The sequence below is a fragment of the Vibrio sp. T11.5 genome (genome assembly GCF_027587155.1).
Taxonomy (GTDB): Bacteria; Pseudomonadota; Gammaproteobacteria; order Enterobacterales; family Vibrionaceae; genus Vibrio; species Vibrio neptunius.
This window is the reverse complement of sequence record NZ_JAPPTP010000019.1, coordinates 14,824-29,414: the sequence shown is the minus strand read 5'-3', so window position 1 is coordinate 29,414 and position 14,591 is coordinate 14,824. Positions and strand designations below refer to the sequence as shown.

Annotated in this window: 13 protein-coding genes; 7 read left to right on the top strand and 6 right to left on the bottom strand. The window is 45.3% G+C overall.

Features of this window, described 5'->3' with window-relative positions:
- The first annotated feature begins 203 nt into the window (after positions 1-203).
- The 3 genes from OH455_RS17155 to metF all read left to right on the top strand — a co-directional run bounded on the left by OH455_RS17155 (position 204) and on the right by metF (position 4,885).
- Entirely contained in the window at positions 204-1,373 is a 1,170-nt protein-coding gene (locus OH455_RS17155; RefSeq protein ID WP_269982220.1) for an O-succinylhomoserine (thiol)-lyase, read from the top strand.
- Positions 1,370-3,781 (top strand): bifunctional aspartate kinase/homoserine dehydrogenase II, encoded by a 2,412-nt coding sequence (locus OH455_RS17150; protein WP_269982219.1) that lies wholly within the window; start codon positions 1,370-1,372, stop codon positions 3,779-3,781. Before OH455_RS17155 ends, OH455_RS17150 begins: the two co-directional genes overlap by 4 nt.
- 213 nt (positions 3,782-3,994) lie before the next feature.
- Positions 3,995-4,885: a methylenetetrahydrofolate reductase gene (gene metF / locus OH455_RS17145; protein WP_206369904.1), complete on the top strand. Its 891-nt coding sequence runs from the start codon at positions 3,995-3,997 to the stop codon at positions 4,883-4,885.
- A gap of 73 nt (positions 4,886-4,958) precedes the next feature.
- On the opposite strand, the gene zapB is transcribed toward metF, so the two are convergent.
- A complete protein-coding gene (gene zapB / locus OH455_RS17140) occupies positions 4,959-5,201 on the bottom strand; it encodes a cell division protein ZapB (RefSeq protein WP_045975837.1) in 243 nt (80 codons plus the stop codon).
- Positions 5,202-5,504: 303 nt separating this feature from the next.
- Here zapB and glpX point away from each other — a divergent pair, with 303 nt between their 5' ends.
- Entirely contained in the window at positions 5,505-6,512 is a 1,008-nt protein-coding gene (gene glpX, locus OH455_RS17135; protein ID WP_269982218.1) for a class II fructose-bisphosphatase, read from the top strand.
- A 117-nt stretch (positions 6,513-6,629) separates the two neighbouring features.
- Here the strand turns inward: glpX and groL are convergent, their stop codons facing one another.
- From groL to OH455_RS17110, 5 genes are all read right to left on the bottom strand, one after another.
- Positions 6,630-8,276, bottom strand: a complete 1,647-nt coding sequence (groL, locus tag OH455_RS17130) for a chaperonin GroEL (RefSeq protein ID WP_206369906.1) — start codon at positions 8,274-8,276, stop codon at positions 6,630-6,632.
- Positions 8,277-8,351: 75 nt separating this feature from the next.
- On the bottom strand, positions 8,352-8,642 hold the full coding sequence (locus OH455_RS17125) for a co-chaperone GroES (RefSeq protein WP_043009484.1): 291 nt from the start codon (positions 8,640-8,642) through the stop codon (positions 8,352-8,354).
- A 191-nt stretch (positions 8,643-8,833) separates the two neighbouring features.
- On the bottom strand, positions 8,834-9,976 hold the full coding sequence (locus OH455_RS17120) for an LPS O-antigen chain length determinant protein WzzB (RefSeq protein WP_269982217.1): 1,143 nt from the start codon (positions 9,974-9,976) through the stop codon (positions 8,834-8,836).
- Positions 9,977-10,106: 130 nt separating this feature from the next.
- On the bottom strand, positions 10,107-10,439 hold the full coding sequence (locus OH455_RS17115; RefSeq protein ID WP_269982216.1) for a DUF3135 domain-containing protein: 333 nt from the start codon (positions 10,437-10,439) through the stop codon (positions 10,107-10,109).
- A gap of 188 nt (positions 10,440-10,627) precedes the next feature.
- Positions 10,628-11,050 (bottom strand): GNAT family N-acetyltransferase, encoded by a 423-nt coding sequence (locus OH455_RS17110; RefSeq protein ID WP_269982215.1) that lies wholly within the window; start codon positions 11,048-11,050, stop codon positions 10,628-10,630.
- A gap of 68 nt (positions 11,051-11,118) precedes the next feature.
- Between OH455_RS17110 and murB the strand changes: the two genes are divergently transcribed.
- The 3 genes from murB to pssA all read left to right on the top strand — a co-directional run bounded on the left by murB (position 11,119) and on the right by pssA (position 14,574).
- Positions 11,119-12,165, top strand: coding sequence for a UDP-N-acetylmuramate dehydrogenase (gene murB / locus OH455_RS17105; protein WP_269982214.1), 1,047 nt, complete (start codon positions 11,119-11,121; stop codon positions 12,163-12,165).
- Positions 12,162-13,124, top strand: a complete 963-nt coding sequence (birA, locus tag OH455_RS17100) for a bifunctional biotin--[acetyl-CoA-carboxylase] ligase/biotin operon repressor BirA (RefSeq protein WP_269982213.1) — start codon at positions 12,162-12,164, stop codon at positions 13,122-13,124. Before murB ends, birA begins: the two co-directional genes overlap by 4 nt.
- Before the next feature lie 109 nt (positions 13,125-13,233).
- On the top strand, positions 13,234-14,574 hold the full coding sequence (pssA, locus tag OH455_RS17095; RefSeq protein WP_269982212.1) for a CDP-diacylglycerol--serine O-phosphatidyltransferase: 1,341 nt from the start codon (positions 13,234-13,236) through the stop codon (positions 14,572-14,574).
- The last annotated feature ends 17 nt before the right edge of the window (positions 14,575-14,591 follow it).

The following is a 14,591-nucleotide window of genomic DNA, read 5'->3' as shown; positions in this document are numbered from 1 at the left end:
ATTATGTATAAAGTTAGAAAGCGTAATTTTAGCGGGATTCATGTCCACAAGCAAAGACATATAGACGTCTAGAAGTGTTGACGTCTCAAAAAATGAGAAGTAAAGTGAAGGGATATACGATTGGAATAACATATATCTAACATCCGGCAATTAGGTATAGTGTAGTCTCCAGTCAAGTCACTACAGTTCGAAAGGAAACACTTATGAGCGCCCGTAAACCAGCCACAATCGCGGTACGTACTGGTATCGAGTCAGACACTCAGCATCATGCCGTTGTGCCACCTATTTACCTCTCGACTAACTACGGATTTCCCGCCTTCGGTGAAGTGCCCAAATATGACTATACTCGCTCAGGTAACCCAAACCGTGGTTTGCTAGAAAAAGCGCTCTATGAACTGGAGTCTGGTAGAGGCGCAGTAGTAACCAACTGTGGAACCTCAGCATTAAACCTGTGGGTCTCCGCATTTCTTGGCCCAGATGACCTGATCATTGCGCCACACGATTGCTACGGCGGTACGTACCGTTTGTTTAACACCCGCGCTCAGAAAGGTGACTTCAAGGTTCAGTTTGTCGATCAGTCTGATCAAAAAGCCTTGGACGACGCCATTGCAAAGCAGCCTAAATTGATTCTGTTAGAAACACCGTCCAATCCTCTGGTTCGAGTCGTCGACATAGCCGCAGTATGTGAAAAAGCCCGTCAAGTTGGAGCATTGGTTGGCGTCGACAATACCTTTTTGACTCCTGTGTTCCAAAAACCTCTAGAGCTAGGGGCTGACTTCGTCATTCACTCAACAACCAAATACATTAACGGCCATTCAGATGTGATTGGTGGTGTGGTAATCACCAAAACTGAGCAGCATGCTGAAGATCTTGCTTGGTGGGGCAACTGCATCGGTGCGACTGGTACACCATTCGACAGCTATATGACATTACGCGGTATTCGCACCTTGGGTGCACGAATGAAAGTGCATGAAGAAAGCTCGGCACAAATCCTCAATTACCTGCAGTCTCAGTCTCTGGTGGGGAACATCTATCACCCTAGCTTGCCGGAACACCCTGGTCACGAGATTGCGAAAAAGCAACAGTCTGGATTCGGCTCTATGCTTAGTTTTGAGTTTGCAGGCAGCTTTGAACAGCTCAAGCACTTTGTTAGTGAGCTAGAGCTGTTCTCACTCGCCGAATCACTTGGCGGTGTAGAAAGCCTGATTTGCCACCCAGCGTCAATGACACACCGAGCTATGGGTGAAGTCGCATTAGCAGAAGCTGGTGTTTCACAGCAACTGCTCCGCCTTTCCGTCGGCCTCGAAGATGCGGATGACCTGATTGCCGATCTTGAACAAGCATTCAGTAAAACTCGGGAGGCGTTGTCATGAGTCAGCAGCGCCAATTGCATAAATTTGGCGGTAGTAGCCTCGCAGATCCAGACTGCTACCGCCGCGTAGTCAATATTCTCAAAGAGTATTCTGATAAAGAAGACTTAATTGTCGTCTCAGCGGCAGGCAAGACCACCAATCGTTTGATTGAGTTTTTAGACTCTCTTAACAAAGACGGTCGCCTCGCACACGAAGCATTGCAGTCATTACGCCAGTTTCAGGTCCAGCTAATCGAAGACCTGTTACAAGGTGAAATCCAACAGCAGCTTCTTGCCACACTCAACGACGAATTCACCACACTGGGTGAGCTAACAGCTCCCTTAAAAACTGCCGAGCGCGCAGCCGTATTGGGTCATGGAGAGGTTTGGTCTTCTCGACTACTGGCAGCATTACTAAATCAAAATGACCTACAGGCCGTTGCTCTAGATGCAAGAACCTTCCTGCGTGCCGAAGCAGGTACACAACCTGAAGTCGACCGAGGCACCTCCTATCCGCTGCTCAAGGAAGTACTCGCTCAACACGCCCATCATCGCGTTGTGATCACGGGCTTTATGGCACAGGATGAGCAAAGCCATACCGTACTGCTTGGTCGCAATGGCTCGGATTACTCCGCTACCGTTATTGGTGCACTAGCCGAAGTGAAACGTGTCACAATCTGGAGCGACGTGGCCGGAGTCTACAGTGCAGACCCTCGTTTAGTCTCTGATGCATGCCTTCTACCATTACTTCGCCTTGATGAAGCCAGTGAGTTAGCCCGACTTGCTGCGCCAGTCCTGCACAGCCGTACTCTTCAGCCAGTCGCGCAAAGTACGATGGACTTGCATCTACGTTGCAGCCACGAACCAGAGGACGGCTCCACACGCATTGAACGTGTGCTGGCCTCAGGTCGCGGTGCGAAAATCATCTCGTCGCTGAAAGAAGTACTGCTGATCCAACTAAATTTTGCCTCTGGACACGATTTCAGCCGCCTTGAACAAGAAACCCTAACCGGTCTGAAGCGAGCTCAACTTGAGCCACTGACCTATGAAGCACAAGAAGATCAACAAACACTGCGTTTAGCGTATACCGCAGAGATTGCAGGCGGTGCTCTCGAGTACCTGCAAGACGCTGCAATAGAAGCTGAAATTAAGCTCAAAGAAGGCTATTCGTTAATTGCAGCTGTCGGCGCAGGCGTCACTAAAAGCGCCAACCATTGTTATGGCTTCTACCAAAAGCTTAAGTCTTCTCCGGTGGAGTTTGTTTCAGAATCCCAGTCCGGATTAAGCTTAGTCGCGGTGCTGCGTCGTACGGATACTTCTGTTCTGGTCAAGTCAATTCACAGCCAGTTGTTTCAAGCTCAGAAACGTGTCGGCATTGCACTTTGTGGCAAAGGCAATATTGGCTCGAGCTGGCTTGAACTTTTCGCTGAGCAAAAAGCAGAGCTAGAAAAACGTCGCGGCATGAACTTCGAATTGGTTGCTGTTGTTGGCAGCCAAAACTACTGGTTCAATCCTAAAGGGATTGATGCCAGTACCGTAAGCGGCCACTACGAAGAAGAAGCCATTGAGTATCAAGGCGATGAGTGGGTAAGAAAACTTGGCGCGATTCAGGGCTACGATGACGTCGTTGTGCTTGATGTGACGGCCAGCCAGCAACTGGCCGAACGTTACCTGAATATAGCAGAACAAGGTCTGCACCTTATCTCAGCCAACAAAGTCGCTGGCTCTGCATCGAGTGATTATTATCATCAAGTGCAAGATGCTTTTGCCAAGATAAACCGCCATTGGCTTTACAATGCAACGGTTGGAGCTGGTTTACCGATCAACCATACGGTGAAAGACCTACGGGAAAGTGGCGATGACATTCATGCTTTGTCGGGTATTTTCTCTGGCACGCTTTCTTGGCTGTTTCAGCAGTATGACGGTAATGTACCTTTTGCAGAACTAGTGGATCTCGCTTGGCAGCAAGGTTTGACTGAACCGGACCCGCGCTGCGATCTGGATGGCTCTGATGTAATGCGTAAGCTAGTTATTTTAGCGCGTGAAGCCGGGCTCGATCTGGAACCAGAAGCGGTTAAAGTGGAAAGTCTGGTTCCTGCTGAGCTTGCCGATCTGTCGCTGGACGACTTCCTCGATAAAAGCCAACTATTAAGTGAGCTGTTAGCCGAGCGTTTAGAGAAAGCTCAGCGCGAAGACAAGATACTGCGCTACGTTGCAAGACTGGAGAAAAATGGTTCCGCAACAGTCGGCGTTGAAGCGCTTAGCAAAGAGCATGCTCTGGCTAACTTGCTGCCATGTGACAACATCTTCGCCATCGAAAGCAAATGGTACAAGGATAATCCACTGGTCATTCGCGGCCCCGGCGCAGGCCGAGAGGTTACCGCAGGTGCAATTCAGTCTGACCTCAACCTGCTTTCCAGCTTGTTATAATTGAATAAAGCGCAGCCCTTAGCTGCGCTTTTTCTTTCTCAGTTATACCATTACCTTTCAAGTTGAAAACGTCTAATATTTAACTTGAGAAAAATTCATAATCGTACTGTTGACTTTAAATCGTATTCAATACATTCTGTGGACATATAGACGTCTAAACGTCGATTTGAGGATTTGAGTTTTGTGGTCTAGTAACCACATGGAGAGAGTAAGATGGGATATACGCACGCCGGCCATATAGATGCCTTAAACCAGAATATTGCCGAACTTTCTGACAACATCAATGTGTCATTCGAGTTTTTTCCACCCAGCAGTGAAAAGATGGAAGAAACCCTATGGAACTCAGTCCATCGCCTCAAAACGCTAAAGCCTAAATTCGTTTCTGTCACTTACGGTGCGAATTCAGGTGAACGTGACCGCACACACTCCATCATTAAAGAAATTAAAGCTGAAACAGGGCTAGTTGCCGCTCCCCACCTAACGTGTATTGACGCGTCACGTGAAGAGCTAGCACGTATTGCTGATGATTACTGGGCGAACGGTATTCAGAGCATCGTCGCGTTGCGTGGTGACATCCCACCGGGCGGCGGTAAGCCTGAAATGTACGCCTCCGATCTGGTGAAACTGCTTAAAGAGCGTCACGATTTTGATATCTCCGTTGCCGCTTTCCCAGAAGTGCACCCAGAAGCCAAAAGTGCGCAGGCGGATCTACTCAACCTCAAACGTAAAGTAGATGCAGGCGCAAACCGCGCTATTACTCAGTTCTTCTTTGACGTTGAAAGCTATCTTCGTTTCCGTGACCGCTGTGTTGCAGCAGGCATCGACGTTGAAATCGTACCGGGTATTTTACCTGTTTCGAACTTTAAGCAAGCCTCACGCTTTGCCGCTCAGAACAACGTTAAAGTACCAAACTGGATGGCGAAACAGTTTGAAGGCTTGGATGATGACCCAACCACACGTCAGCTAGTTGGTGCGAGCCAAGCCATCGATATGATTCGAGTGCTGAGCCGAGAAGGTGTGAAAGACTTCCACTTCTACACACTAAACCGTGCAGAAATGACCTATGCGCTGTGCCATACCTTAGGCGTGCGACCTGTGGTGTAATCTCAACACTAATGACCCCTCTAAAAATGCAAAAAGGGTAGCCATGGCTACCCTTTTTATCATTAGACTATGATTACTCTACTTCGTCCATCTTACCTAGCAGATTACGAATACGATCCTGCCAAGCTGAATGTTCTTGTTGCATCTGCTGCGCTTTTTGTTCGATCTCTTCACGGCTAGAACGCAGTTCATTTGCTTCTACTGCCAGCTTCTCTTTTTCTTCTTTCAGCTCTTCCACTTCCATTTGTAGAAGTGCAATGGTGTCAACTGCAGTTTGGATTTTCGCTTCTAGTTTTTCTAGTACTTCAAAAGACATCTTAGCCTACCTTGTATTGTCCGGTTATTGTGAAGAGCTTTCTCCACCTAATGTACTCATTCTACTCAGGCAGAGAGTGATAAACACGCCCTATATTCTATATTTCGCACCATTCGGTCAAAAAAGCAGCATACATTGACAATGCACTGACGGAGAAGCTCTGAGAGCACATTTTTTATCGATTTCCCCCTGATTTTGATCGAGTTCAATTTCGCTTGGCGAAAGTGGCAAACGTTTACTTGCAACTATGCTAAAATCCTGCGCGTTTAATTCATTCCCCTATTCTCTAGATTTGGAGTCATTATGAAACGCGATTTAGCAATGGCATTTTCCCGAGTAACAGAAGGCGCCGCATTGGCTGGTTATAAATGGCTGGGACGTGGTGACAAAAATGCGGCTGACGGCGCTGCCGTTGAAGTGATGCGAACCTTGCTCAATAAGACCGATATCAGTGGGGAAATTGTGATTGGTGAAGGCGAGATTGACGATGCGCCTATGCTGTATATTGGAGAACACGTCGGAATCGGCGGGGATGCAGTCGATATTGCAGTCGACCCAATTGAAGGTACGCGCATGACGGCTATGGGGCAATCCAATGCGTTAGCCGTACTCGCCGCAGGTGAGAAAGGCAGCTTCCTAAAAGCACCTGACATGTACATGGAAAAGTTAGTCGTTGGCCCTTGTGCGAAAGGCTGTATTGACCTCAATAAGCCACTGAAAGAAAATCTAGAGAACGTCGCCCAAGCGTTGAATAAAACGCTAGATACGCTAGTCGTCATTACACTAGCTAAGCCACGCCATGACCAAGTTATAACAGAGATGCAGGCAATGGGGATACGTGTGTTTGCTGTTCCAGATGGCGATGTGGCCGCTTCGATTCTAACATGTATGCCTAACAGCGAAGTTGATGCAATGTACTGCATTGGCGGCGCACCCGAAGGGGTGGTGTCTGCTGCAGTGATCCGCGCTCTGGATGGTGACATGCATGGCCGTTTACTGCCCCGTCATGAGGTCAAAGGTGATACGGAAGAAAACCGAATTTATGGGACTGCAGAGCTAAAACGCTGTAAAGAAATGGGCGTAGAAGCGAATACAGTACTCACGATGGAAGAGATGGCCAAGAGCGATAATGTGGTCTTCTCAGCAACGGGGATTACTAAAGGTGATCTTCTCGATGGCATCACTCGCCAAGGTAACATTGCGACCACAGAAACACTGCTTATCCGTGGTCGTTGCCGTACCATTCGTAGAATTAAGTCCACTCACTATCTTGAGCGCAAAGACGCTGAAGTAAGAGAGATCATTCTCTAGCACCTAGTGGCGTTGCTAGAAGGGGGAGCTAACCTTCTGATCCTGTAAACACAGCCCATTAGATACGAAAACGGAGCCTAACGGCTCCGCTTTATTTGGCTAAGTAGCTAGGGATGATTACATCATACCACCCATGCCACCCATACCACCCATGCCGCCCATATCAGGCATTGCAGGAGCATCTTTTTGTGGTAGGTCTGTCACCATGGCTTCAGTCGTAATCATTAGACCCGCTACTGATGCAGCAAACTGAAGTGCGCTGCGAGTAACCTTAGTTGGATCTAAGATACCCATTGCGATCATGTCGCCATACTCACCAGTTGCAGCATTGTAGCCGTATGAGCCTTCACCGCCTTTCACGTTGTTCGCAACCACTGATTCTTCATCGCCTGCGTTCATAGTGATTTGACGGATAGGAGCCTCCATTGCACGTAGAGCAACGCGGATACCCACGTTTTGTTCTTCGTTATCACCTTGAAGTTCAGTGATCTTAGAAGCCGCGCGGATTAGCGCTACGCCACCACCAGCAACTACGCCCTCTTCAACTGCAGCGCGAGTCGCGTGTAGAGCATCTTCTACGCGATCTTTCTTCTCTTTCATTTCAACTTCAGTCGCAGCGCCAACTTTGATCACTGCAACACCGCCTGCTAGTTTAGCAACGCGCTCTTGTAGCTTCTCTTTGTCATAATCTGAAGTTGCTTCTTCGATTTGTTGACGGATTTGAGCAACACGACCAGAGATCATGGCTTCTTCACCAATGCCATCAATGATCGTTGTGTTTTCTTTAGTGATAGCAACGCGCTTCGCTTGGCCTAGGTCTTCTAGAACCACTTTCTCTAGCTCTAGACCTACTTCTTCAGAAATCACTGTACCGCCCGTTAGGATAGCGATGTCTTGAAGCATGGCTTTACGACGATCACCGAAACCAGGTGCTTTAACCGCCGCTACTTTCACGATGCCGCGCATGTTATTCACGACTAGAGTTGCTAATGCTTCGCCTTCAACGTCTTCTGCGATAATTAATAGAGGGCGAGAGGCTTTAGCGACTGCTTCTAGAGTCGGAAGAAGTTCGCGGATGTTTGATACTTTCTTGTCGATTAGAAGAATGAAAGGATTCTCTAGATCAACAGAACCTGCTTCTTGGTTGTTGATGAAGTAAGGCGATAGATAACCACGGTCGAACTGCATACCTTCAACCACGTCTAGCTCGTCTTGTAGAGCCTGACCTTCTTCAACAGTGATAACGCCATCACGGCCAACTTTTTCCATCGCTTCAGCAATGATATTACCGACACTTGAATCAGAGTTCGCAGAGATAGTACCTACCTGAGCAATCGCTTTAGTGTCTTCACATGGAACTGAAAGCGCTTTTAACTCTTCAACAGCAGCAACAACCGCTTTGTCGATACCACGCTTAAGATCCATTGGGTTCATGCCAGCTGCAACCGCTTTTAAGCCTTCATTTACAATAGCTTGAGCAAGTACAGTTGCCGTTGTTGTACCGTCACCCGCTGCATCGTTTGCTTGAGACGCGACTTCTTTAACCATTTGCGCGCCCATGTTTTGGAACTTGTCTTCCAGTTCGATTTCACGCGCAACAGATACACCATCTTTAGTAATCGTTGGTGCACCGAAAGATTTGTCTAGAACCACGTTACGGCCTTTAGGACCAAGTGTTACTTTTACTGCGTCAGCTAGAACGTTGACACCCTCTAGCATTTTTACGCGTGCGTCGTTACCAAATTTAACGTCTTTAGCAGCCATCTTTAGTTTCCTTTTCTAAATTCTTTGTTTTGATTTTCAGCTGAACTTGAGCAAAAAATTACTCAATGATTGCTATTATTCAACGATTGCCATGATGTCATTTTCAGACATCACTAGCACTTCTTTACCGTCGATTTTTTCAGTTTTAGTACCGTAACCTTCAGCGAAGATAACAGTGTCGCCAACTTTCACGTCCAGTGGCATCACAGTGCCATTTTCTAGAATGCGGCCTTTACCTACAGCTAGAATTACGCCGCGAGTAGATTTCTCTGCAGCAGAACCAGTCAGAACAATGCCACCTGCTGATTTAGACTCAACTTCTTGGCGTTCTACGATAACTCGGTCGTGTAATGGACGAATGTTCATCGGTCGTCTCTCCTGATTAGTTTCCATATTTGACATGATGAATGGCTATAAAAGCCCAATGCTGTCTATATGAGGCACAAAGAGAAGAAACCCAAGGGCAAAGAGAAAGTTTTTGTGTGATCTGGTTCTTAGATGCTAGTTGGAATGGAGAAAGCCGGATTCATTGCGAAATGAATCCGGCTAAAAGTTAGTTAGTCTTGCTCTCTACGAAAAACAAAGCATATTAGAGCTATAACTACACCTAACATACCGCCAATGAGCGTACCAATGGCCGTAATTAATGTGCGCTTAGGTTTATCACGTGTGATTGGTTGCTCAACATCCTCTAATAAACGGAACGTTTGAAAGTCAATACTGCGTTCAACGCTTAGAGTTTTGAGCATTTGTAATTTTGCGTCAATTTGTTGAAGGCGAGGTTCAATAATACTTAAGTTTTCTATCGAATTTAAAGCTTCGACTTTAGCCGCTATAGCTTTTGAGCCCATATCAATCCCGAACAACTCTCTACTATCATTGGTTTGAATCGGAGATGTGACACCCGCTGCTTTCGCAATGCTGAGTGCATATTTCGCTCTATCGGCTTCGATTGTAAGGCGATTTTTAGCTTGAACTTCTAAAATTCTCTTTTGCTGTGTCAATTCATTTTTTTTTGCGGAGACTATTGCTTCTAGATTATTTAAAGCATCTTGGTGCGTCTTTGTTTTGATTGTTTTTATATAGTTAACCAACAATAAATAACTACTTTCACTACTGGTAGACTGAAAGCCAATGTTGTAGGGGGTTAGCTCACTATCAGGATTTTCAGCTTTGATTGTGATATTTCCGAACCATTGAGAGTACAATGCATGTCTGGCTTTTGTAAGCTCGTCTTCATCTAACTCCGTATTTAGCTTCTTTTTAAACTGTTGAAATTCCTTACTAGATTCTAAGAAGTTACGTTTGTTATTATTTGAATTAAAAGCATCAACAAACCTCTTAAACAAGACTTCTGAGTCAATCAAGTTATCGAGTTCTTCACTGACTAAAACCGTCCCATCATCTTGATAAATATTAAAAACAGGCTGAAACTGCTTAACTTGTTGCCTATATGCTGCCATATCATACGCTTGTGCTGGACCTACTTTTGCTTTTGACGACCACCACTCTTGAGAGTTAATTGCGAAGATAGCCGCAGCAATAGTAAAAGACAACGTAGTAGCAATAATTAACCATTTACTATACCAAAGTCCTGTAAGTAGTTCTCTAAGATCAATTTCACCTTTGTTGTATAAAGGGGGAGAAATTTGAGATGAGTAATGGCGATCTATGGATGATTGCTGTGTTTGCACGCTCACGTTTAGTCCTTCTAAGGTGACAACACCTTAACTATTCTAATAATTCTATATCAGCGCGGGATTGTAACATAGCGAATATACAGTGAACAGGGCTTCGGCTTAACTTGAACAATTGATTACACTAATTATCTTAACGCCATTCATCTAGCAGAATTAGTTCTCCATCTTGAACAGATTTATCTCGCACATCCCCTTCGAGGGCCTCGTGAAATTTACCTATCTGACTAACTAACTCTCTCATCAACACTACATTAGTATGGTTAGGGTTTTTGCAATGACCGACTACCCTGTCAATATGACTTTGCTGAGCCCACAATCTATCTCGCATTTCCTCAGAAGCAGACTGAATCATTTCTTGGCACATCTCTTGTTTAAATCGATTAAAAGCTTCTGGATTATCTTGTGCCAGAACCATTAGTTCGTCAAAAGTAGGTAGGGTTTGATTGATTAATGTTGCACTCATAATTGCTCCTTAGTGGTGATAATTTTATCAACACCATAAAAAGAGCTTAGGCGAAGGATATGAGAAATGAAATAGACCGACCCGAACTTCTCAGTTATGAGACAGTCCATTACATCATCTTGGCTCTATCAAAAGGGAAAGCACGCTTCGCGAACCTATGCCCTACTAGCACGAACGTTGCAAACGCCTCACCGAGATGGTTTAACGTACTTCATCGCCACGAGTTGCTTCTTAAGGCTATAACGTTCAAACAGTCCTTTTAGCGAATTAGGTAACTGACTTGCGTCAATCGTCTTGAAGTTATGTTGAGCATAAAATGTTTCTAGATGACTGTATGCAAAGCAGAAGTCATGCTCAGATAAAACATGCTGAACACAGTAACCCATTAACTGATGACCCAAGCAGCTTCCTCTATGTTCTGGTAACACTAGCATTCCCGTTAGCAATCGGAATTGCTCAATACTTCTAAAACGAACCAATGAGACAATCTGTTGCTCAATAGTACCAACAATTGTCAGCTCATCCTTTTTCGCCTTACCTGAAGGATAGTGAGCTTTGTACAAACGCGAGACAAGGGGGAGTTTTATTGGGTCTAAGGTTTCAATCTGCATTGGGCTCATTATCACCAAACTTCAATTTAGGGTAGAATGCAGGCAGTTTAGATTACTCGATAAATCCGATGCAAATATTAGCTAACGCCGATCTTAGTCGCTCCCACACTTTTTCTATCTCGCAAACCTGCTCTTATCTGGTTGAGGTTACCACCGTTGAAGAAATCAAACATGCCTACCAAAAGCAAGAGTGGTTAAACCTTCCTAAACTAATTTTGGGTAAAGGCAGTAATGTTTTGTTTACCCAGCCCTACCAAGGCGTGGTGGTAATCAATAAGTTGTTCGGTAAGTCGGTCCGTGAAACCGACACGCATTGGCATCTGCATGTCGCTGGCGGTGAAGATTGGCCAAGCTTGGTGGAATGGAGTGTTGAACAAGGTTACTTTGGATTAGAGAATCTCGCTCTCATACCCGGATGTGCGGGCAGCGCTCCTATTCAGAACATCGGTGCTTATGGCGTTGAACTGAAAGACATCTGCGAATATGTCGACGTACTTTGTTTAGAAACTTTCAATACAAAGCGCTTGAGTGCTGAAGAGTGTCAGTTTGGCTATCGAGACTCCATTTTTAAACATGAGTTGTTTGAGAAAGTTATGGTTGTAGCGATCGGCTTAAAGCTCCCAAAGCAGTGGTCAGCAAATATCGAATATGGCCCGCTTCAATCTCTTCACAGCGAAACGCTCACCGCGCAGCAAGTGTTTGAACGAGTGTGCCAAATCCGAATAGAAAAGCTGCCAGACCCTGCCAAGCTTGGCAATGCAGGGAGCTTCTTTAAAAACCCGGTTATCTCCAACCAGCATTTCGAAATGTTAAGTCAACAGTTCTCTAATATTGCAGCGTACCCAACACAAGGTGGTATAAAAGTCGCCGCAGGCTGGCTGATAGATCAATGCCAGTTAAAAGGCCATCAAATCGGTGGTGCTCAGGTCCACCCGAATCAAGCGTTGGTGATAGTGAACACAGACAATGCGTCAGCAAACGATGTGATCAATCTAGCCGCAAAAGTCTGCCAAACCGTATTAGAAAAATATCAGATAGCGTTAGAACATGAAGTGAGATTTATCGGTTCTCATGCAGAAACAAACCTAGAGACAATATTGGAGAGTCAGCAATGAAAGAGCATTCAGCAAAACTTTCTATCTTGAAGGCTTTATCTCAAGGTGGCTTTCATTCCGGAGAAGAACTAGGAGATCAACTTGGTGTATCTAGAGCCGCGATCAGCAAGCATATTAAAGGTATCCAAGCTTGGGGGGTTGATGTGTTTAGCGTACAGGGCAAGGGCTACCAACTCGCCAAGCCTATGCAACTGCTCGATAAAGACCTACTGCAAAAAAGTTTAGCTAACCGCGTCGAGCTAATGCCTGTTATTGACTCAACCAACCAATATCTGCTCGACAGAGCCGATAGCTTAGAGTCAGGGTCTGTGTGCCTTGCAGAGTATCAAGCCAAAGGCAGAGGTCGCCGCGGGCGCGAGTGGGTATCTCCTTTTGGCTCAAACTTATACCTATCAATATTTTGGCGTTTAGATGCCGGTATGGCTGCCGCAATGGGATTAAGTCTGGTAGTTGGTGTGGCGATCGTTGAAGCTCTCGAAGAGATGGGGCTGGCCGGGGTAAAACTAAAGTGGCCGAATGATCTCTACTATCAAGACAAGAAGCTCGCAGGTATTTTGGTAGAAATGTCAGGCCAAGCGGGTGCAGCGGCCAACCTTGTTATAGGAATGGGGCTCAACTTGATGATGTCAGAAGCAACAGAGGGCATTACCCAACCTTGGGCTAGCTTAGATGAAGTTGCCGATAATCAAGAGATTGATAGAAACCAACTTGCGATTACCATGATAACCACCCTTCACAAAGCTTTGGATGACTATGAGCTATGCGGAATGGCGGGGTTTGTTGAGAGATGGAATCGTCTGGACAACTTTATCAATCGTCCAGTGAAACTCATTATGGGGCCTAGAGAGATTTGTGGAATCGCTAAAGGTATCAATGGCCAAGGTGCGGTCATTTTAGAAACCGAGGATGGGTTACAAACCTACATCGGCGGTGAAATCAGTCTTCGTTCTAATCAGTAAATCACAGGTTTTACAACCAGTATTGCGGAACTAGGATCTAGCAACTAGGAACTACTAATACATTTTGCTAATATCCTTGTCCACTTTAAGTAAAGGTAACCCATCCAATATGATGACTAATAGGAACTTATTCGAACAACTTCCTACTTTGGCGCAAGATCCTACTCAATTTGAGACACTTTATGCGGCTAAAGATTTTCGAATTCGCTTAATTGAAGCGATTCGTCAGGCAAGTAAACGAATCTACCTGGTTGCTCTTTATTTGGAGGATGATGAGGCGGGAAGAGAAATCTTGACCGAGCTCTACGAAGCGAAGCAACGTAACCCTGGCCTCGAGATCAATGTATGTGTCGACTGGCACCGAGCTCAACGTGGCTTAATTGGTGCTGAACCTGGCGAAACCAACGCCTCTATGTATAAAAGCTTCGCGGATAATTACGAGCACAGAATTCCAATCTATGGTGTTCCGGTTCGAGGACGTGAAGTATTCGGCGTTTTGCACTTAAAAGGCTTCATTATTGATGACCAAGTTATCTACAGTGGTGCAAGCCTTAACAATATCTATCTCAACTACAAAGAGCGTTATCGTTTCGACCGCTATCATGTGCTAGATAACAAGGCACTATCCGATAGCATGGTCAACTTTGTTCAAAAAGAGATGATCGACCATCCAGCTGTGCACAATCTCGCTTGTTCAAATAAGCCTGAGACTAAAGAGATAAAGCCTCAAATTCGCCAATTACGAGCGTCTCTTGCTAAATCCTCTTATCACTTTGAGTCACAAGAAGTCTCTCAAGAACAGGTTGCTGTTACACCTATCGTAGGGGTTGGAAAGAAACGCAACAAGCTTAATCAAGGCATTAATCAATTACTCTCACAAGCCAAAGATGAAATATTCATCTGCACCCCTTATTTTAATTTCCCTCGCAGCGTAGCTAAGGAAGTAAAAAAAGCGCTAAAGCGTGGTGTGAAGGTGACTATCGTCGTTGGTGACAAAACTGCCAATGACTTTTATATCTCACCTGAGGAAGAGTTTAAAACCATCGGTGGTTTACCTTACCTTTATGAACGTAATTTGCGTCAGTTTGCTAAGTCAAATGAAGCCAACATCGCCAGTCGCAAACTGTCTATCAATTTATGGAAGCACGAAGAAAACAGCTTCCATTTAAAAGGTATTTGGGTAGACAAACGCTATATGTTGATTACGGGTAACAACCTCAACCCTCGAGCTTGGAGCTTAGACTTGGAAAACGCTCTCTTTATTCAAGACAACTTTCACCATTTAACACCTCAGTTTGAAAAAGAAGTGGAAAATATTCTTCAGCACACTCAGCTGATTTGTACTTACAGGCAGTTAGAAAAAGCAGAAGACTATCCAGATGCAGTACAGAAGCTAATACGAAAGATTACTCGTGTGAAAGCAGATAGAGTGTTGAAGCAGATTTTGTAGTGTTTAGTAAATAATTT